Source organism: Streptomyces sp. NPDC000151 (assembly GCF_040301705.1).
Lineage (GTDB): Bacteria > Actinomycetota > Actinomycetes > Streptomycetales > Streptomycetaceae > Streptomyces.
Map to the genome: position 1 here is coordinate 1 of NZ_JBEPFC010000074.1, position 19,043 is coordinate 19,043.

Consider the following 19,043-nt stretch of genomic DNA (forward strand, 5'->3'; position numbering starts at 1 on the left):
GCGCGCAGCACGCACCGCACCGGCGACCTGGTCGTCGAGGGCGGCACCCTGCTCGACCCGGCGACCGGTGAGGTCACCGAGGACGCCGTCGTGGTGATCCGCGACGGCGTGGTGCGCGCCGCCGGGGCCCGGGCGCGGGTCGATATGCCGGCCGGCGCGCCGCGCCTCGACGCACACGGCCGCTGGGTACTGCCCGGTCTGGTCGACGCGCACATCCACCTCAACACCGCCGCCGAGGCGCGCGACGCGGTCCGCAAGGGCGCCACCAGTGCGCGCAGCGGCTCCACGAACTTCTACCAGGACATCGCTGTACGGGAGTTGGCCCGCCAGGCACCCGAGCAGGCGCCCCGGCTGCGGGCCGCCGGAGTGTTCGTCACGCCCGATCTGGGCGACACGGTGCTCGCCGATCCGGACCTCACGCCGCTCGTGCGGCTGCGGAACGGCGTGCGTTCGACCGAGGCGCTGCGCCGGGTCGTCCAGGTGAACCTCGCCCGCGGCGCCGACGTGATCAAGACGCGGGTGAACGAGCGTGCAGGCCTGCCGGAGCAGGACCCGCTGGCCCAGGTCTACTCGTATGAGCAGCTGTCCGAGATCGTCGCGGCGGCGCGGCGCGGCGGCAAGGGCGTACTGTGCCACAGCTACAGCGAGCGGGGCTGCGACGACGCGGTGCGGGCGGGGATCCGGTCCCTGGAACACGGCGTGTTCGTCGGCGAGCGCACCCTGCACGACATGCGGCGCCGGGGGACGTACTTCACGCCGACGCTGACCGCCATCGCCGGGCTCGTGGACTCGTCCGATCCGGTGCTCGCCGAGCGCGGCCGCGCGTACCTGCCGGTCCTCAAGCACGCGGTGCGCACCGCGCACGAGCTGGGCGTCCCGCTGGCTGCGGGCACCGACTCCTCCGGCGGAGAGGTCGAACCCATCGGCAGGGAAGTGGAGTTGATGCGCGCGGCGGGTCTGTCGGCGCTCGACGCGATCCGTACCGCCACGACGGGCGCCGCCCGGCTGCTCGGTGTGGAGCGGACGGCGGGGCGGCTGACGCCCGGCTTCGCGGGCGACGTGATCGTGGTGGACGGCGACCCGCTCGCCGACGTCTCCGTACTCAAGAAGCCGCGCCGCGTGGTGCGCGCGGGCCTGCCGCTCTAGAACCCCATACTGCCCGTCCCACCGAAGGAGTTCCCATGACGCCTCCGCTCTCCCAGCCTTCCCGGCGCGGTGTCCTCGCGGGCGCCGCCTCGCTCGCGGGCTCCGGCACCGTGCTGTCCGCTGCCGTACCGCCGGCGCGGGCCGCGTCCCGTGAGCGGCCCGCCCGCCCCGTGGTCTTCCGTGACGTGCGGCCCTTCGGGGCGAAGCACGCGGTGGATCTCACCGTCGTCGACGGCCGCATCACGGACCGGCGGGCCCCCGAGGGCGCCGAGATGGTCGACGGCGGCGGCCGCATCGCCCTGCCGGCCCTGGTGGACGCGCACATCCACCCCGACAAGACGACGTGGGGCGGCGCGTGGGTGTCGCGCAAGCCGGCGAGCGGCATCGCCGATTACGCGGCCCAGGACGTGGAGGTGTTCCACAGCCAGCGCCGACCGGTGGCCGAGCGGGCATACGGGCTGATGGCACACGCCGTGACACGCGGGACGCGGGCCATGCGCGCGCACGCCGACGTGGCGCCCGCGTACGGCCTGGCCTGCGTGGAAGGGGTCTCGGCGGCGCGCGAGCGGCTGCGGCACGCGCTCGATGTGCAGATCGTGGCGTTTCCGCAGCACGGCGTCGTCCGCGCGCCCGGCACGGCGGCGCTGCTCAAGGAAGCGGCTCGCAGCGGGGCCGTGGACTTCATCGGCGGGATCGATCCGATCAGCTTCGACCATGCCATGGACGAGCAGCTCGACCTGGTCTTCGGCCTCGCGGACCGGTACGGCGTCGGCGTGGACATCCATCTGCACGACAGGGACGAGAAGGGTCTGACGGTGCTGCGCGGCATCATCGACCGCACCCGGGCCCTGTCGCTGCGGGGCAGGGTGACGGTGAGTCATGTCTTCTGTCTGCCGGGCCTGTCCAGCACCGATCTGGACAGGATGGCAGCCGATCTGGCGGACCTGGACATCGCCCTGACCACCGTGGCGCCGAACGAGTCGCTCGTCCTGCCGATCGCGCGCCTCAAGGAACACGGCGTGCGGGTCGGGCTGGGCTCGGACGGGGTGCGCGACTCGTGGAGCCCCTTCGGCAATGCCGACATGCTGCACCGCGCCCACCTGCTCGGCTGGGTCACGGACGGCCGTCTCGACGCGGAACTGACGGCTTGTTACGAGGCGGGGACGCACGGTGGCGCCGACGTCATGCAGCTGCCGCGCGCCGATCTGCGCCCCGGCTCCCCCGCCGACTTCATTCTCCTCCGCGGCGAGTGCGTACCGCAGATCGTGGTCGACATGCCCGCGCGGGACATGGTCGTACACCGCGGCCGGGTCGTCGCCCGCGACGGCGAACTGACATAACGCGTACGCGGGCGGCTACCGGGTACGGCGCACTCCTTCGCCGGGCGCGGTGCGGGCCGATGAGAGAATCGGGGGCATGACAGGGTCTGAAGGGTTTGCGCCCGAGTCGGAGCGGGTCACCCGGCAGTTGCGCGACGAGATCATCGACGGTGTCCGCGCGCCGGGCAGCAAGCTGGTCGAACGGGAACTCGCCGCGGAGCTCGGGGTGAGCCGGCTGCCGATCCGGGACGCCCTGAAGGCACTGGTGACCGAGGGGCTGGTGACGCCGCGGCCGCGGACATGGGCCGTGGTGCGGGAGTTCGCGCCGACGGACATCGCCGACCTCGACGAGGTGCGGTCGGCGCTGGAGATGCTGGCGTTCCGGCTCGCCGCCCAGCGCCGTACCCGCGCCGGGCTGGCGAGGCTCCGCGCCGACCTCGACGCGGAGCTGGCGGCGGCGCGCGAGGGCGACGCGGTACGGGCCCGGCGGGCGGCGGCCGATTTCCACGAGACAGTGACCTCGCTGGCCGACAACGAGCTCCTGAACGAACTGGAGCGCACGCTGCGCAGCAGGATGCGCTGGCTGCTGGGGCAGCACGACGACCTCATGGCCATGGCGAAGGAGCACGAGCAGCTCTACGAGGCCCTCGCGGACCGGGACGTGGCGCAGGTCGAGAAGCTGGTGACGCGGCACCTGGCGACCGGCCGCGACGCGGCCGCCGCCCACCGGAACGCGACGCGGGACTGACCGGTTCGCTCGCGAGGTCGCGAAGCACTGAGGCCGCGAGGCACTGAGGCACTGAGGCACTGTGACTGTCGGCCACGCGAGGCGACCGCCCAAATGCGCTTGTCCGCCCTTGCGGCACCGCACTACCGTGCCGAGGTGGATCTCTTCTCACGCTCTTGGGCGGCGTTGCGCACGGCGGTCGCCGAGCTCCCGGACGAGGACTTCGCGCGGCCGTCCGGCTGTACCGGCTGGCTCGTGCGGGACCTGGTGTGCCATCTGGTCATCGACGCCCAAGACGTCCTGATCACCCTCGTGACCCCCGCCGACACAGAACCGACCCGCGACGCGGTGACCTACTGGAACGTCGCCGCAACGCCGCCGACCGGCGACGACCCCCTCGACGCGCTGACCGTCCGGCTGGCCGCCGCGTACGGGGACCCCGGGCTGCTCAAGTTCCATCTCGACGACGTCGGCTCCGCAGCCGGCCGCGCCGCCGAACTCGCCGACCCGGGCCTCCGGGTCAGCACCCAGGACATGGTGCTGACCGCGGGCGACTACCTCACCGCGTACGTACTGGAGTGGACGCTGCACCACCTCGACCTGGTCGCGCACCTCCCCGCCGCGGCGGCGCCGCCGCCCGCCGAGGGGCTCGCCCGGTCCCGCGAGATGCTGGAGAAGATCGCCCGGGCCGCGTTCCCCGCGTCGTTCTCCGACCAGGACGCGCTGCTGATCGGCACTGGACGGCGCGCCCCGACCGACGCGGAGCAGGCCGAACTGGGCGAGCTGGGCGAGCTGGCCGCGAAACTCCCGCTCGTTCTCGGCTGACCGATGGCTGAGTGGCGCCGTCCGGCACCACTTGGCACCACCCGGCGCCATTCCGCTGCCAATCGGCGCCATTTCAGCGCTCCCGACAGCTCATGAGCACACATGGCGCCACAATGACTCAGTACACTTTCCTCGCGTTTCCGCAGGTCAAAGCGAGCACCCTCCAAGCCCAACCCGCACATGGCCCTAACAGGCTTGCGCATGGCGCCGCGATGGTGCCACTATGGCGTCATGGACCTCACCCCGTATGTCGACACCCTCCGCCGTGAACTCGCGGTGGCCGCCGAAGCCGGCGGGGACGATGCCCGCGAGCTGGCCGAGCGGCTCACCGCTCCTCTGGAGTCGGCGACCCGTCTGACCATGCTCAATGTGCTCTCCGCCGCGATGGACGAGATCACCCGCGAGCTCGCCCCCGGCTCGGTCGACGTACGGCTGCGCGGGCTCGACCCCGACTTCGTGGTGACGCTGCCGCCCGCCGGTGGCGAGCCCGCGGAAGCGGCCGCCGCGCCGGCCGAACCGCTCAAGGCGCCGGCCCTCTCGGACAGCGACGAGGGCGGCACCGCACGCGTCAATCTGCGCCTGCCGGCCCATCTCAAGACGCGCGCCGAGGAGGCCGCGAGCCGCGAGGGCCTGTCGGTCAACGCGTGGCTGGTGCGGGCCGTGTCGGCCGCGGTCGACGGCGGTACGCGGCCGCGTACGACGCACAAGGCCCACACCATCGGTCAGAGCATCACGGGCTGGGTGCGCTAGCGGCGCCGCACCCGGCTCTCCCCAAAGAATCAAGCACGGCACCCACACCACGTCCCACCAGCGGGGACGACCCAACGCGTCATGAGGACGGTACAGCCATGCCTTCTTTCGACACTCCCGAACCGATTTCCGCCACCGCATTCGTGGAAGCCGGTTCCATCCGGTTCACCGCGGGCGACCGCCTCGACACGGTCGTCGAGGTGCGGCCCCGCGACCCGAAGCGCGACCCGGACGTACGGGCGGCCGAGCAGACCGAGGTCACGTACGCGAGCGGCGTCCTGACCGTCAGGACGCCCAAGCAACGCTCTCTCTTCGTGCGCACCGGCGTCGTCGACGTGACGGTCGAACTGCCCACGGGCTCCCGCGTCGACATGACCGGCGCCTGGGCCCAGGTGCTCGGCGAGGGCCGGCTCGGCGAGGCCCGCGTGCAGACCTCGTCCGGTGACGTCCGTCTGGAGGCGACCGGGCCGCTGAAGCTGACCGCCTCCCACGGCTCGATCACCGTCGACCGGGTCGAGGGCCCGGCCGAGATCACCACCAGCTCCGGCAGCCTGCGCGTCGGTACCGTCGACGGTTCCGCCGTCCTGAAGAACTCGCACGGCACCACGACCGTCGGCGCCGCGACCGGCGACCTGCGGGTGAGCGGCGCCCACGGCGACATCCACATCGCGCGCGCCGAGGGCTCGGTCGCCGCCACCACCGCCCACGGCGCCCTGCGCGTCGCCGATGTCGCCCGCGGCACCGTCCAGTTGGAGACCTCCCACGGCGCCATCGAGGTCGGCATCCGCGAGGGCACCGCCGCCTGGCTCGACGTCAGCTCCGGCTCCGGGCTGGTGCGCAACACGCTCGCCACGTCCGAAGCCCCGGAGGAGGCCGAGGACACGGTCGAGGTGCGCGCCCGGACCCGCAACGGCAACATCGACGTGCTCCGCGCCAAGGGCTGAGCACTCCCGTTCCACCATCGACTCAACCCACCTATTCCCTCTGCCACTTCAGCCTCTGAACGGGAGGGCGCCATGCCTTCTTCTGTCATGCCCACAACAACATCAACATCAACGCATACGACCTCCCCCGCAGCCGTCTCCGCCGCCGGTCTCCGCAAGTCGTACGGCGACAAGACCGTGCTCGACGGCATCGACCTGCACATCCCGGCCGGGTCCGTGTTCGCGCTGCTCGGGCCGAACGGTGCCGGTAAGACCACCGTCGTCAAGATCCTCTCCACTCTCATCCGTGCCGACGCCGGCGATCTGCACGTCGGCGGCCACGACCTCGCCACCGAGCCGCAGGCGGTACGCGCCGCGATCGGCGTCACCGGCCAGTTCTCCGCCATCGACGGCCTGATCACCGGCGAGGAGAACATGCTCCTCATGGCCGACCTGCACCACCTGTCCCGGCGCGAGGGCCGCCGCACCGCCGCTGAGCTGCTGGAACGCTTCGACCTCAGCGACGCCGCGAAGAGGCCCGCCGCCACCTACTCCGGCGGCATGAAGCGCCGCCTCGACATCGCCATGACCCTGGTCGGCAACCCGCGGATCATCTTCCTCGACGAACCGACCACCGGCCTCGACCCCCGCAGCCGCCACAACATGTGGCAGATCATCCGCGAGCTGGTCACCGACGGCGTCACTGTCTTCCTCACCACCCAGTACCTGGACGAGGCCGACGAGCTCGCCGACCGTATCGCCGTGCTCAACGACGGGAAGATCGCCGCCGAGGGCACCGCCGAGGAGCTGAAGCGGCTCGTCCCGGGCGGGCACGTCCGGCTGCGCTTCACCGACCCGGCCGCGCACCGGTCCGCCGCCGTCGCCCTGCGCGAGGTCACCAGGGACGACGAGGCGCTTGCGCTGCAGATCCCCAGCGACGGCAGCCAGCGCGAGCTGCGCGCCGTCCTCGACCGGCTCGACTCGGCCGGCATCGCGGCCGACGAGCTGACCGTGCACACCCCCGACCTCGACGACGTGTTCTTCGCCCTGACCGGCGACGCCGGCGTCCCCGACCAGCCCGAGGAGAACGTCCGATGAGCTCCCTCTCCCTCGCCGTGCGCGACTCGTCCACGATGCTGCGCCGCAACCTCCTGCACGCCCGGCGCTACCCGTCCCTCACCCTGAACCTGCTGCTCACACCGATCATGCTGTTGTTGCTCTTCGTCTACGTCTTCGGCGACGTGATGAGCGCGGGCATCGGCGGCGGCGGTGCGGACCGCTCCGAGTACATCGCGTATCTCGTTCCGGGCATCCTGCTGATGACCATCGGCGGCACCGTGGTCGGGACCGCGGTGTCCGTCTCCAACGACATGACCGAGGGCATCATCGCCCGCTTCCGCACGATGGCGATCCACCGCGGTTCGGTGCTCGTCGGGCACGTCATCGGCAGTGTGCTGCAGTCGGTCATGAGTGTGGTCCTCGTGGGCGCCGTCGCCGTGGCCATCGGCTTCCGGCCCACGGACGCCACGCCGTTGGAGTGGCTGGCGGCGTTCGGGCTGCTCGTACTCTTCGCCATGGCGCTCACCTGGGTCGCGGTCGGCATGGGCCTGATCAGTCCGAACGCCGAGGCCGCCAGCAACAACGCACTGCCGATGGTCCTGCTGCCGCTCCTCTCCAGCGCCTTCGTGCCGATCGACGCCATGCCCGGCTGGTTCCAGCCGATCGCCGAGTACCAGCCGTTCACGCCCGCCATCGAAACCCTGCGTGGCCTGCTGCTCGGCAGCGAGATCGGCGACAACGGGTGGCTCGCGGTCGGCTGGTGCCTGGGACTCGCGGTGCTCGGTTACTTCTGGTCGACCTCGAAGTTCAACCGCGACCCGAAGTAACCGCCAGGACAGCGCGGGCCGGCCTCGCGCAGCCGTGCTGTCCTACGCCGCCGCTTTCGGCCGCGGCACAATCATGAACTTGTCGCCGCGTGCGCTGTAGACGACCTGCACGTCCTCCCCTGCCGCGTTGCGGCCTGCCGCCTCCGCGTCCAGCCGCGGCAGCGACCGCGGGTCACCCGCGGGCAGCCACCTGGCGATGGTCCGGAGATTCGTCGAGTCGTTCATCGGGTGCCTCGCTGTCCCTGTCCGCCGTGCGAAGGTCTGTGCACCTCATGTTTCCTGCCGGGGTTGCAGAACTCGCTGCAGTGGCCGCTACAGCGCCCCAGGACCCGAGGGCCGAGTGGCCCGGGAATCAGGGTCGGGCCGCGATGGAACTGTTCGCCCCGGCGGAAGAAACCGGCTCGGCGTCCTTGTCGGCGAGGGCGGCGAGTTGGGCGGGAACGGTGTCAGCGGCGGGGACACCGAGGTCGGCATAAAGGCTGGAGGCGGCTTCCCAGTGGCTGCGGGCCCGGTGGAGATCGCCTGTCGTCCGGTGGGTGGCGGCGATGCCCTCGTGCGCGCGGGCCTGCTCGTACCGCTCACCGATCTCCACGGCCTTCGCCAGCGCGTCGGTGTGCCACACGCGCGCCTCCGCCGGCCTGCCACTCGCCCGCAGGGCTTCGCCGAGGCCGTTGAGCGCCTCGACCTCACACGCGCGGTAGCCGGTCTGCCGGGAGAGGTCCAGGGCCTGGCGGTGCTGGTCGACGGCCTGCTGGAAGTGGCCCTGGCGGCAGTTGGCCTGGCCCAAGTGGGACAGCGTGTATGCCTGGCCGTCCCGGTTACCGGTCCTCCGGAAGAGGTCCAGGGCCCGGCGGTGCTGGTCGAGGGCCTGCTGGTACCGGCCCTGCCGGCAGTGGACCAGGCCCAGGTGGGTCAGCGCGTAGGCGCGGCCGTCCCGGTCGCCGAGCTGCTCGAAGAGGTCCCGGGCGCGGCGGTGTTGGTCGGCGGCCCACGCGTAGTGGCCCTGCCGCCAGTGGACGAGGCCCAGGACGAGGTGTGCGTACGCCTGGCCGTACCGGTTGCCGGTTCCCCGGAAGAGGTCCAGCGCTCGGCGGTGTTGGTCGGCGGCCCGCGTGTAGTGGCCCTGCCGCCAGTAGACGAGGCCCAGGTAGGTCAGCGCGGACGCCTGGCCGTCCTGATTGCCGGTCCGCCGGAAGACGTCCAGCGCCTGGCGGTGCTGGTCGATGGCCCGCTGGAAGTGGCCTTGTCGCCAGTAGACGTAGCCCAGGTAGGTCAGCACCTGGGCTTCGCCGTTGTGGTCGCCGTTGTGGCGGGCGGCCTGGTGGGCATGGGTGTGGATGGTCAGTCCTTCGACGTAGTGCCCACCGGTGTCCAGGTAGCGGAACAGTGTGGTGGCCAGTTGCACGGCGTGGCCCTCCCAGCCGCGGCCGGCGGCGTGGGCGCAGACGGCGGCCAGGTTGGCGCGCTCGGCGTCCAGCCAGGCCCGCGCCGCTTCCGGATCGCCGATCGGCGGGGCGGAGGTGGGCGAGGGGGAAGGGGCGGGCGCCGGGCGCTGCTCCACTCGGTGCTGATGGAGGGTGGTCGTCGCGGTGGTGGCGGTGGCCAGGTAGTGGTCGAAGAGCCGGGTCAGCGCGGCGTGCCGGTCGGCGGGTGGGTCGGTGGTGGTGGCCAGTTCGGCGGCGTAGGCGCGCAGCAGGTCGTGCATGGTGTACCGGTGGGGGCCGGTGGGCTGGATGAGGTGGGCGCGGGCCAGCCGGTCGAGCAGGGAACGGACCTGATCGGGAGGGGCGCCGATGAGGGCGGCGGTGGCGTGGCGGTCCCAGTCGGGGCCCGGGTGGAGGGCCAGCAGGCGGAAGGCCCGGGCGGCCTGGGCGGGCAGGCGCTGGTAGGACCAGGAGAACACGGCGCGCACGTCGGTGCTGGGGTCTTCGTCGGCCTGGAGGAAGTCCAGCTGTCGCTCCCGGTCGGCCAGCTCGGCGGCCAGTTCGGCCAGGCTGTGGTGGGGGCGGGCGGCGGCGAGTTCGGCGGTGAGACGCAGCGCGAGAGGCAGCCGCCTGCACCGGTCCGCCAGGGCGACGGCGGCCTGGGGTTCGGCCTCCACCCGGGGGCCGATCAGTTGGTGCAGCAGGGCGTGGGCGTCCTCGGCGGGCAGCAGGTCGAGGTCGAGGCGGTGGGCTCCGTGCAGGGCCACCAGGCCGGGCAGGGCGTCGCGGCTGGTCACGATGGTCGGGCAGGTGGGGGCGCCGGGCAGCAGCGGCCTGATCTGCTCGGGCGTGGCGGCGTTGTCCAGGATGATGAGCATGCGGCGCCCGGCGAGTTCACTGCGGTAACGGGCGGAGCGGTCCGCCACGTCGAGGGGGATGTCCTGGCCGCGCAGCCCGAGGGCGGCCAGCAGGCGGGCGAGCGCCTCTCCGGCGGCCATCGGCTGTTCGGGGTCGTAGCCGCGGAGATTCACGTACAACTGCCCGTCGGGGAACGCCTGCCGTACGCGATGGGCCCAGTGCACCGTCAGCGCGGTCTTGCCCACGCCCGGGGTGCCGGAGACGAGGCAGATCACCGCCGCCGTCGAGGCCGGGTCCTGGGCTGTCAGCTCGTCCAATTGCACCAGTTGCCGCGCGCGGCCGGTGAAGCCTGCGACGTCGCCGGGCAGCAGGCAGGGCACCGGGCCCGGCCGGGGCCGCTGCGGGTCGGGCGGCGCCAGGGCGGGGTCGGCGGTGAGCACCGCCTGTTCCAGGTGCCGCAGGTCCGGGCCGGGCTCGATTCCCAGCTCCTCGGCCAGCAGCGCTCGGGCCTTCCGGTAGGCCGCCAGCGCCTCGGCCTGGCGCCCCGACCGGTACAGGGCCACCATCAACTGTGCGCACATCCGCTCCCGCAGCGGATGTTCGTGCACCAGCCCGGCCAGCTCATCCACCACGGAGGCATGTCGGCCCAGTGCCAGATCGGCCTCGACGCGCTCCTCCAGCACGCTCAGCCGGTGCTCTTCCAGCCGGTCCCGCTCGGCGTCCAGCAGCGGACCGGCCAGGCCCTCGCACAGTCGGCCCCGCCACAGATGAAGCGCACCGTGCAGTGCCTCGGCCGCCGCGTGCCAGTCCCCGGCGGCCCGGGCGGCCCGCCCCCGCTCGACCTGCGCGGTGACGGTCTCCAGGTCCAGTCGGCCGGCCGGTACGGACAGTACGTATCCGCCCTCGGTCCAGGCCAGCAGCCGGGACGGGGCACGAGCCGGCCGGCCGGGCTCCAGCACCCGGCGCAGCCCGGCGGCGTGCCGCTGCAGCAGATTCACCGCGCGTCCCGGGGCCGCCTCCCCCCACACCGCGTCGATGAGCTTCTCCCGCGGCAGCGGCCGATTCGCGTGCAACAGCAACACAGCGAGCACGACGCGTTGTTGGACAGGTCCGGGATTCAGCTCCGCCCCGTTCCGCCACACTCGCAGCGGCCCGAACACCTCGAAACGCAACCCCCCGGGTGTCCTGTGATCGCCCATTTTTGCCTCCCCGTGCGGCAATCCCTCCCAAGCTAGCCCGTACAGCGCCATACGGACACCCGCCCGCGCAAGAGCCTCTCCCCGGCCTCCAACGGCGGGCCCCGTACCCCTCAACCCGCACGTCGTGTCCGCTTTTCAAGCTTCGCCAACGCCTCCGGACGTGAGTACGGTGGGTACGGCACGCCGTCCCCGGGAGGTCCCGGAGGGAAGAGAGGCGGTCGCCCATGTCGCCGAGGTTCGTCCCCTACTCACCGGACATCGAGATGGGGAACCTCGACGGGCTGCCGAAGGAGTACTTCACCGAACTCGACAAGGGAGCCCAGATGACCACGAACCCGGAGAAGCCGAGCCGCCCAGGGCTGAGGTCCGGACGGGTCAGTGAATTCACCCTCTTCTTCACCGTCAAGGCCGGTCACGGAAAACTGATCCGCGAGCTCTTCCAGCAGCCCGGATTCGAGGCACAACGCGAGGAGGTGAGCAAGCGCATCGGCACGCTCCACGACGCGCGATGGGTCCTGTTCGAGAACGACACGCGCCTGTTGTTCGCCACGAACTTCGACGGCGACTGGGACGCCTACATCGACGACTTCGCCTACCAGGTCCCCGGCTTCTTCGATGCCGTCCTGGAACACACCGAGGGCTACCCGGGCATCAAAGACCCCGGCATCAAGGATTACATCGTCGCCCACCAGGCCACCGCCTGCTCGTATTTCCGCACCATCCCCAACGCCACGGTCAAGGACCTCCACAAGGCACTACGCGTCCAAGCGGCGTTCCAGCAACTGCTCGACTCGGCCGGCTGAGTACAGCACGGGGCAGGGCCTAAGAAGCCAGCACCTGCGGAGTCTTCTGCTGGGCACTTTGCGGCGTCCGCCGCTGAGTTCGGCAGTATGCCAAGTGGCCGATGACCGCATCGGCGAGCTGTGGAGTGTCGATGATGTTCAGGTGCCCACAGTCCGGGATGCTGACGGAATCGACATGCCGGCCGGCCGTGGCACTGGAGATCGGCACCACGAGATCGGATGTCGATCCGACGAGCAGCCAGCGGACGCGACCATCACTGTCAATGGGAGGCAAGCCACCCAGGAGCGGGGAGCGGACGCGCATTTGCTTGGCAGCCGGCCCAGGAGCCGCATACGCGAGCGGAGCGCCGCGGTGGGGTGTCGCAATGGTGATGGCGCTCAGCGCATCGGCGTCCGTACCAAGACGCTGCACCGCATAGCGCACCGCAAGCCCGCCGAGGCTGTAGCCGATGAGGTGTACCCCCTGCGTTCCGCTGCGCCGGGCAGCCGCCGACGCCTCCTCCGCGACCAGCTCAGCGACGTCCGGAATGGGCATCCTCAGCGAGTTGTACCGCAGGCAACTGGTGCGGTGATAACCGCTTTGCCGCAGCCGCCTCACCAGCGACCCCCAACACCCTTCAGCGGAGAGATAACCCGGAACGAGCACGATCGGCGTTTCCTGGCCGCCCTCCCGCCACGACGAGCGGGGAATGTCCGGCCCGCCCGGGAGCTCGGGGCTCACGCGCCGCCGCGATGCGGCTTTCAGCGTGGTCTTGAAGGCCGCCGCCAGTGCCGTCACCGCCGCTTCGACCGGCACCGATGGCGCGGCACGCGCGTCTTCGTTCGGTAGCCTCTCCACTGTCATGCCGACCGCCTCGCCTATCCGGTTCCCAGGTTTGCCGTTCACCGCAATGGGCAAGATTTCCGCACAACGCGCCATTTTTTACTCAGCTCGCCCTGACAACTGACGGAAGCACTGTGCTGCGGCGGATCTCATCGTGCTCTCGTGTGTTGCAGGGTTCGCTGCAGTCGCCACTGCAGCGACCAGTGCAGCGAGAACTGCAGACCGGGACGACACGATGGCGTCTGCACGCGCTCGCAGCGGCCCACCAGCGGGCCCTGCCGAGCGTGCCCACTGGACGGGGGAGCCAGGACACCATGACCGATTCCAGCGATTTCTCGACGGCTGCCAAGGCCGAAGCGCTCCCCCTCGTCACCGACCGGGAAGAGGAAGCCGCGAGTCGGCCGCCGGACCGCGCGGCGGACGCAGCAGACCTCTCGGCGGAGCGCCGGGCGCTGCTGCTGACCTACGAACTCGTCCTTGACGCGAGCGAAGCGCTGTCCCGGCATGGCGTGCCCGGACAGCGCCCGGCGGAGCTGAAAGCCGCGGCGGCCCGCATCGACACCCTGGACGAGGCCCTGAGCGCGATCCGGGAAATCGGACGATTGGCGACGGCGGTCATCGCTGCTCAGGCATAGCCGCTGTTCAGCTCTGTACCGCGGTGTGGCGCTCCGCTGCCGCGGTCGTCAGTACCAAGTCGACATCGACCGGGCGGTCTTCGCCGGGGTGGACGGCCGCCGAGGCGCGCGGGGCGTGACCGGCGACCATGGCGGCCAGTACGTAGGCGCCGCCGTCCGGGACGGCGACCGCGTAACGGCCGTCGTGGTCCGTGAGCGCGGTACCGGCCCGGCGCCCGCGCGGGTCGATCACCGCCACCCTGGCGCGGGCGACGGGTACACCGGCCGGGTCCAGGACACGCCCCCGGAACCCGGCACGGGGCGCCGGGACCGCCGGGGTCGCCGGGACCGCCGGTACCGCCCGGGTGTTCCGCTCCGGCACGGCTTCGTCCGCACTGCTGGCCAGCAGCTGCGGCGCGGACATCTTCCTGCCGCGCGGCAGGAAGACCGCGAGCAGCAGACCGAGGGCGACCGCCGCGGTGGCGATGAGGAATGAGATGCGGAAGCCCTGCATGGTGGGTACCGTCACCGCGCCCACGTGATCGGCGGTATTGGCGAGGACCATGCCGATGACGGCGCTCGACACCGACGTGCCGATCGACCGCATGAGGGTGTTGAGCCCGTTGGCCGCGCCCGTCTCGGACGGGTCGACGGCCCCGTTGATCAGGGCGGGGAGGGAGGAGTAGGCGAGGCCGATGCCCGCGCCGACGATCACCGAGATGACGATGGTCTGCCAAGCGGCGCTCATCAGGCCGAGCCCCGCGCCGTAGCCGACCGCGATGATCAGCATGCCGACCATGAGGGTGAGCTTCGGACCGTACCGCGCCGACAGCCGGGCGTAGACGGGCGCGGTGAACATCATCGTCAGCCCCAGCGGCGCCACGCACAGCCCCGCGACGACCATGGACTGGCCCAGGCCGTATCCGGTGGCGGTGGGCAGCTGGAGCAGCTGCGGCAGGACGAGCGAGATCGCGTAGAACGCGACGCCGACCGTGATCGAGGCGAGGTTGGTGAGCAGTACCTCGCGGCGCGCGGTGGTGCGCAGGTCGACCAGCGGGGCCGTCATGCGCAGTTCCATCAGACCCCACAGAACGAGCACGACCAGCGCGGCGGCGAAGAGCCCGAGCGTCGTGCCCGAACCCCAGCCCCAGTCGCTGCCCTTGGTGATCGGCAGCAGGAACAGGACAAGACCGAGGGAGAGTCCGAGCGCGCCGACGACGTCGAAGCGGCCCTCGGCCCGGACACCGCTTTCCGGCACGACCGCCAGCGTGAGCAGGATCGATACGACGCCCAGGCCCGCGGCGCCGAAGAACAGCGCGTGCCAGTCCGCGTGCTGGGCGATCAGGGCGGCGACCGGCAACGCGAGTCCGCCGCCGACGCCTATGGAGGAGCTCATCAGGGCCATGGCCGAGCCCAGCTTCTCGCGGGGCAGTTCATCGCGCATCAGCCCGATGCCGAGCGGGATGGCGCCCATGGCGAAGCCCTGGAGCGCACGGCCGACGATCATCACGAGGAGTTCGCTGGTGAACCCGCAGATCAGCGAGCCCACGACCATGACCGCGAGGCTGGTGACCAGCATGCGGCGTTTGCCGTACAGGTCGCCGAGCCGGCCCATGATCGGGGTGGCGACGGCGCCGGCGAGCAGGGTCGACGTCATGACCCAGGTGGCGTTCGTCGGCGCGGTGTTCAGGAGGGTGGGCAGATCCTTGATGACCGGCACGAGCAGCGTCTGCATCACCGCGACCGCGATGCCGGCGAAGGCGAGGACGAGGACGACTCCGCGGGTGCGTGGATGGGCCGTCGTCTGGGGCATTGCCTGGGACCTCCGGAAGCGGGAAGAGTGGCGGGCTCGCCGAGTACGCATCGGTGAGTGCGCCGATGAGCGTGTGCCGTACGTGCGGAGAGAACTTGCCCACTCGGGTGGGTATTCCGAGGAACATCGTACGACGGGAACTCTTCACCAATTCCTTACGTTGCCGGAGCCGAGGCTCCGCCACCGGGCGGCGGGTCCTGCGGCCGAGGCCGCAGCACGAAATCCTGGTGGGCGAGGCTCCCGTACTTGATGTACACCCGCTTGATGGACGGGATGCGGCGCGGCCCGCCGGCGATGACGTTGATGAAGCCCTCCGGGAGCCCGGTCAGCTTGTACTCGCCGTGTTCGTCGGTCCGCGTGCGCGTCAGCTGCCGTCCGTCGGTGGTGGTCACGGTGATCAGTACACCGTGCAGCGGTTGCGACCGGGTGTCCCGGATGCGGCCGGCCAGCAACGGCTCGGAGGCCCCGATGTAGTGGGTGGACGTGCGTACCGGCATCGGGTGCGGCATCTCCAGCGCCGGGTCCTCCACCGCCTCCTCCAGGTCGGACGCGGTCAGCTCTTCGTCCCCGCCGGAGCGCGCCACGTTCACCCGGTGCCGTTCCCAGAAGAACCCGATGCAGATGAGCACGGCGCCGACGGCGATCCAGATACTCAGCGCCAGCAGCGGACGGAAGAGCTGCGCGCCGCCGAAGTACATCTCGTTGCGCATCGCGTCGACCAGATTGCCCAGCGGCATGTACGGGTGCAGCCAGCGGAAGAAGGACGGCACCATCGCGACCGGGATCGCCCCGTCGCTGGCCGGCATGGACAGCAGCACGAAGACGACGATGGCGACCCCGGGGAAGAACTGCCGCACGAACGGCACCAGCCCGTAGCAGGTCAGCGAGACCGCCAGGCTCAGCATGAACATGTAGAGCAGGCAGACCGGCCGGTCCACGATGCAGTCCATCGCGAGCGCGATGTAGAAGGCGGCCACGGCCATCACGGCACCGGAGACGACGAAGGTGACGACCTTCTTCCAGCGGCTGAGGCCGGTGGCCCGCAGCATCATCATCACCATGATGTACGAGGGGATGGTGAGCCCGAGGCAGAGGTAGAAGAGGCTGGTGCCCATCGCGTCCTTGGGCGCGGTGGGCGCGAGCTCGACCTGCTTGAGCCGGGCGCCGCCCCGCTCGGCGATCGGTGTGAACACCTGCTGCAGCACGGCCTCGATCTCGAAGCCGCCGGCCTTCGCGGTGTACAGGGCGGGGTGGGCCGGGTCGGGGAGGTACCCGCCGGCGGCACGGCGGTCCTTCACCGCGCGCCGGAGGGCGGCGTCACCGCCGGATACGGGCTTCACCTCGAACCCGCCCGGGACGACGTGGTCGAGCGTCTTCTGCACTTGGGCCGCCGCCGGGGCGGGGACGGCCACCCGGATGTTGTGCGGGGTGGGGTTGTGGAAGGCGAGCAGGTAGCAGAAGAGGAAGCCGAAGAAGAAGAGCGCCGGGAACCAGAGGCTGCTGACGATCACCTTCGCCGTGTGCGTCCACCGCGGGCGCGGTTCGCCGTCGGCCGGTGCCGCGTCCTCTTGCTGTGTTTCGGACATGCCGCACCCTTCCCTGACCGTGCCCTTCCCTGACCCTGGGAGATCTCCCCCGCCCCGGCCCTGCACACCTGCTTTGCTGCACTCGGCCCAGCAGGTTGGCCCGCGCGTGGTAGGGGCTGCGCGTGGAGGTGCTGCACCCGGGGCAGGAAGTCGTCGCGCTCACCACACCCGCCTCGACACGAACTCGGACGACACAATGCAGGAGAACAACGCGACTCGGGGGTTTGCCGAGGTCGTGGGGAAAATACCCGCTCCCGGGCTCGTGCTGGGCGGCGTGTGCGGGATCCAGTTCGGCGCGGCCTTCGCGCCTCAGGTGTATCCGCAGGTGGGTGCGGCGGGCGTGGTGTTCCTGCGGTTGCTGATTGCGGGGGTACTTCTGTGTCTGCTGTGGCGCCCGCGGCGGCAGGCGTTGCATTCGGTGAAGGGCGCCTGGGGAACGGTGATCGGCGCCGGGGCCTTGTTGGCGGGACACCACCTCGCGTTCTACGAGGCGGTGAACCACATTCCCCTGGGGGCCGTGGCCACGATCGAATTCCTCGGCCCGTTCGCCATCGCCCTGGCCGGATCACGACGGGCGGTCGACCTGGTGCCCGCATGTCTGGCGGCCGGCGGCGTCCTCCTGCTCAGCGGGGGCGGCGTCCCTCTTGAGGCGGGCGGTCTCACCCTGGCCGCGGTGGCGGCGTGCTGCTGGGCCGGGTACATCCTCGTCTCCTCCCGCATGGCACGACGCCTCAGCGGCGGCCAGGGCCTTGCACTGGCGGTGCTGTGGGCGGCGCTGCTGAGCGCCCCGTACGGCATCGCTCACGCCGGTCGTGCGCTGCTGGACCCCCATGTGCTGTGGGTGGCCGCGGTGGTGGCGGTGGCGTCCAGCGTGCTGCCGTACTCGTGCAACCTGGAGGCACTGCGTCGGATCCCGCCGCGCGTGTTCGGCGTACTGACGAGCCTGGAGCCGGCCGTTGGCGCGCTGTTCGGACTCCTCATCCTCGGGCAGCGGCTCGCGTGGCCGCAGTGGCTCGGCATCGCCGCGGTCGCCTGCGCCTCCGTCGCTGCCACGTTCCTGCGGGCCGGGGAACGATCGAGCGCACGAGGACGCTCGCGCCGGGAGGACAGGGCGGCCCGGAGCGCTGACCGTCAGCTGTGCCGGGAGCTGCGGAGCAAGTGAGTGGCTGTGCCGGCGGCCAGGAGGGCGACGCAGGCGGTGAAGGTCAGGCCCGCGGTGCGGAGGCCGAGGGCGAGGGTGAGGGCGCCGACACCGACGACCGGGAGGGAGATTCCGGTGTAGGCGACGACGAAGAAGGTGGAGATCGTGCCGCCGCGGTGTTCGGCGGGCGCTGCGGCCGCGACGGACGTGAGAGCGGCGCGGAAGGCGAGGCCCTGGCCGAGGCCGCCGCACAGGGCGCCGGCGACCAGTACCGGCAGGGATTCGACGGCGAGGGACGTGGCGACGAGGGCGAGGCCCAGCACGAGGACGAGGCAGCCGGCCGGGAGCGCCCGGCGTGCGCCCAGTTTCTCCGTAAGGGACTGTCCCGCCGTCGAGCCCAGGAAGACGGAGAAGACGACGGCGCCCGAGACCGCCAGGTTGGCCACGCCGAGGGTCTGGGACACGAAGCTCGGTGCCACCGCGGTGAACAGGCCGAGGAGCGAGAAACCGGCGAAGGCGGCGAGGGCCGAGGGGGCGAACACGCCGCGTACCTCGGGGGGTACGACCACGCCCTGCGGCCGGAGGCCCGGCCACCGCTCCGGCCGGTCGACGGTCTCGGGCAGGAGGAGGACCAGTACGCACGCCACCGCGATGAGTGCGAGGTGCGTCAGGTACGGCAGGGCGAGCGGCCAGGGGGCGTACTGGGCCAGGAGCCCGGCGAGCAGCGGGCCGCAGCCGAGGCCGCCCATGTTGGCGGCGGCCGCGGCGAAGCCGGCGCGCGACTTGCGTTCGGGCGGCGCCAGTTCCAGTACCGCCGCCGTGGCCGCGCCGCTGAAGAGCCCGGCCGAGAAGCCGGAGAGGAGCCGGCCCGCGAAGAGGAAGGGCAGGCCGCCCACGGACGGGAAACCGGACAGGAAGTCGGACAGGAAGCAGACCGCGCTGAGCGCCGAGAAGGCCAGCGCCGTCAGGAGTACGGGGCGGCGGCCGACGCGGTCGGAGTAGTTGCCCGCGAGCAGCAGTACGGCGATGACGCCGAGCGCGTAGACGGCGAAGACCACCGTCACCATCAGCTCCGAGAAGCCCAGCTCTTTGCGGTAGAGGCCGTACAGCGGGGTGGGGAGCGTGGTGCCCGCCATGCCCACGGCGAACACCGCCGCTGCTGCGGAGTACCCCGGGCGCCGGCCCGTCTCATGACGAACGATCATG

General features: G+C 71.4%; 17 protein-coding genes. 11 read left to right on the forward strand and 6 right to left on the reverse strand.

All coding sequences use genetic code 11. The features are described 5' to 3' along the window. The 8 genes from ABT381_RS20900 to ABT381_RS20935 form a co-directional block, all read left to right on the forward strand. Window positions 1-1,146, forward strand: a 1,146-nt coding sequence (locus ABT381_RS20900; protein ID WP_351596286.1) for an amidohydrolase family protein, incomplete at its 5' end; no start/stop codon positions are given. A 35-nt stretch (window positions 1,147-1,181) separates the two neighbouring features. Then, on the forward strand, window positions 1,182-2,486 hold the full coding sequence (locus tag ABT381_RS20905; protein WP_351596289.1) for an amidohydrolase family protein: 1,305 nt from the start codon (window positions 1,182-1,184) through the stop codon (window positions 2,484-2,486). A gap of 76 nt (window positions 2,487-2,562) precedes the next feature. Next, window positions 2,563-3,213 (forward strand): GntR family transcriptional regulator, encoded by a 651-nt coding sequence (locus ABT381_RS20910; protein WP_351596294.1) that lies wholly within the window; start codon window positions 2,563-2,565, stop codon window positions 3,211-3,213. Window positions 3,214-3,348: 135 nt separating this feature from the next. Continuing rightward, a complete protein-coding gene (locus ABT381_RS20915) occupies window positions 3,349-4,017 on the forward strand; it encodes a maleylpyruvate isomerase N-terminal domain-containing protein (RefSeq protein WP_351596297.1) in 669 nt (222 codons plus the stop codon). A gap of 231 nt (window positions 4,018-4,248) precedes the next feature. Next, complete coding sequence (locus ABT381_RS20920) at window positions 4,249-4,767, forward strand: hypothetical protein (protein WP_351596300.1); 519 nt, start codon at window positions 4,249-4,251, stop codon at window positions 4,765-4,767. A gap of 98 nt (window positions 4,768-4,865) precedes the next feature. Beyond that, a complete protein-coding gene (locus ABT381_RS20925; RefSeq protein WP_351596303.1) occupies window positions 4,866-5,711 on the forward strand; it encodes a DUF4097 family beta strand repeat-containing protein in 846 nt (281 codons plus the stop codon). Window positions 5,712-5,783: 72 nt separating this feature from the next. Next, window positions 5,784-6,788, forward strand: coding sequence for an ATP-binding cassette domain-containing protein (locus ABT381_RS20930; RefSeq protein WP_351596306.1), 1,005 nt, complete (start codon window positions 5,784-5,786; stop codon window positions 6,786-6,788). Next, a complete protein-coding gene (locus tag ABT381_RS20935) occupies window positions 6,785-7,576 on the forward strand; it encodes an ABC transporter permease (protein WP_351596309.1) in 792 nt (263 codons plus the stop codon). Before ABT381_RS20930 ends, ABT381_RS20935 begins: the two co-directional genes overlap by 4 nt. A gap of 42 nt (window positions 7,577-7,618) precedes the next feature. Here ABT381_RS20935 and ABT381_RS20940 read toward each other — a convergent pair whose 3' ends face one another. Beyond that, window positions 7,619-7,801, reverse strand: coding sequence for a hypothetical protein (locus ABT381_RS20940; protein ID WP_351596312.1), 183 nt, complete (start codon window positions 7,799-7,801; stop codon window positions 7,619-7,621). Window positions 7,802-7,928: 127 nt separating this feature from the next. After that, entirely contained in the window at window positions 7,929-10,949 is a 3,021-nt protein-coding gene (locus tag ABT381_RS20945) for an AfsR/SARP family transcriptional regulator (protein WP_351596315.1), read from the reverse strand. A 332-nt stretch (window positions 10,950-11,281) separates the two neighbouring features. On the opposite strand from ABT381_RS20945, the gene ABT381_RS20950 reads away from it, so the two are divergent. Continuing rightward, window positions 11,282-11,860, forward strand: coding sequence for a hypothetical protein (locus ABT381_RS20950; protein ID WP_351596318.1), 579 nt, complete (start codon window positions 11,282-11,284; stop codon window positions 11,858-11,860). 19 nt (window positions 11,861-11,879) lie between these two features. Here the strand turns inward: ABT381_RS20950 and ABT381_RS20955 are convergent, their stop codons facing one another. After that, on the reverse strand, window positions 11,880-12,704 hold the full coding sequence (locus ABT381_RS20955; protein WP_351596321.1) for an alpha/beta hydrolase: 825 nt from the start codon (window positions 12,702-12,704) through the stop codon (window positions 11,880-11,882). Window positions 12,705-12,997: 293 nt separating this feature from the next. On the opposite strand from ABT381_RS20955, the gene ABT381_RS20960 reads away from it, so the two are divergent. After that, a complete protein-coding gene (locus ABT381_RS20960) occupies window positions 12,998-13,318 on the forward strand; it encodes a hypothetical protein (RefSeq protein WP_351596324.1) in 321 nt (106 codons plus the stop codon). 7 nt (window positions 13,319-13,325) lie between these two features. Here the strand turns inward: ABT381_RS20960 and ABT381_RS20965 are convergent, their stop codons facing one another. Both ABT381_RS20965 and ABT381_RS20970 read right to left on the reverse strand, forming a co-directional pair. Beyond that, window positions 13,326-15,161, reverse strand: coding sequence for an MFS transporter (locus ABT381_RS20965; protein ID WP_467754650.1), 1,836 nt, complete (start codon window positions 15,159-15,161; stop codon window positions 13,326-13,328). A 104-nt stretch (window positions 15,162-15,265) separates the two neighbouring features. Continuing rightward, a complete protein-coding gene (locus ABT381_RS20970) occupies window positions 15,266-16,696 on the reverse strand; it encodes a carboxypeptidase regulatory-like domain-containing protein (protein ID WP_351596329.1) in 1,431 nt (476 codons plus the stop codon). Between the two features lie 196 nt (window positions 16,697-16,892). Between ABT381_RS20970 and ABT381_RS20975 the strand changes: the two genes are divergently transcribed. Continuing rightward, window positions 16,893-17,858: an EamA family transporter gene (locus ABT381_RS20975; RefSeq protein WP_351596332.1), complete on the forward strand. Its 966-nt coding sequence runs from the start codon at window positions 16,893-16,895 to the stop codon at window positions 17,856-17,858. Here ABT381_RS20975 and ABT381_RS20980 read toward each other — a convergent pair. Next, a complete protein-coding gene (locus ABT381_RS20980) occupies window positions 17,828-19,042 on the reverse strand; it encodes an MFS transporter (RefSeq protein WP_351596335.1) in 1,215 nt (404 codons plus the stop codon). The two genes, ABT381_RS20975 and ABT381_RS20980, sit on opposite strands and share 31 nt — an antisense overlap. Window position 19,043 lies beyond the last annotated feature (1 nt).

Excerpts from the sequence above, each read along its gene's own strand:
- ABT381_RS20905 (WP_351596289.1), top strand. The coding sequence starts at position 1,182 with ATGACGCCTCCGCTCTCCCAGCCTTCCCGGCGCGGTGTCCTCGCGGGC.
- ABT381_RS20910 (WP_351596294.1), top strand. The coding sequence starts at position 2,563 with ATGACAGGGTCTGAAGGGTTTGCGCCCGAGTCGGAGCGGGTCACCCGG.
- ABT381_RS20920 (WP_351596300.1), top strand. The coding sequence starts at position 4,249 with ATGGACCTCACCCCGTATGTCGACACCCTCCGCCGTGAACTCGCGGTG.
- ABT381_RS20925 (WP_351596303.1), top strand. The coding sequence starts at position 4,866 with ATGCCTTCTTTCGACACTCCCGAACCGATTTCCGCCACCGCATTCGTG.
- ABT381_RS20930 (WP_351596306.1), top strand. The coding sequence starts at position 5,784 with ATGCCTTCTTCTGTCATGCCCACAACAACATCAACATCAACGCATACG.
- ABT381_RS20935 (WP_351596309.1), top strand. The coding sequence starts at position 6,785 with ATGAGCTCCCTCTCCCTCGCCGTGCGCGACTCGTCCACGATGCTGCGC.
- ABT381_RS20940 (WP_351596312.1), bottom strand. The coding sequence starts at position 7,801 with ATGAACGACTCGACGAATCTCCGGACCATCGCCAGGTGGCTGCCCGCG.
- ABT381_RS20950 (WP_351596318.1), top strand. The coding sequence starts at position 11,282 with ATGTCGCCGAGGTTCGTCCCCTACTCACCGGACATCGAGATGGGGAAC.
- ABT381_RS20955 (WP_351596321.1), bottom strand. The coding sequence starts at position 12,704 with ATGACAGTGGAGAGGCTACCGAACGAAGACGCGCGTGCCGCGCCATCG.
- ABT381_RS20960 (WP_351596324.1), top strand. The coding sequence starts at position 12,998 with ATGACCGATTCCAGCGATTTCTCGACGGCTGCCAAGGCCGAAGCGCTC.
- ABT381_RS20965 (WP_467754650.1), bottom strand. The coding sequence starts at position 15,161 with ATGCGTACTCGGCGAGCCCGCCACTCTTCCCGCTTCCGGAGGTCCCAG.
- ABT381_RS20970 (WP_351596329.1), bottom strand. The coding sequence starts at position 16,696 with ATGTCCGAAACACAGCAAGAGGACGCGGCACCGGCCGACGGCGAACCG.
- ABT381_RS20975 (WP_351596332.1), top strand. The coding sequence starts at position 16,893 with ATGCAGGAGAACAACGCGACTCGGGGGTTTGCCGAGGTCGTGGGGAAA.
- ABT381_RS20980 (WP_351596335.1), bottom strand. The coding sequence starts at position 19,042 with ATGATCGTTCGTCATGAGACGGGCCGGCGCCCGGGGTACTCCGCAGCA.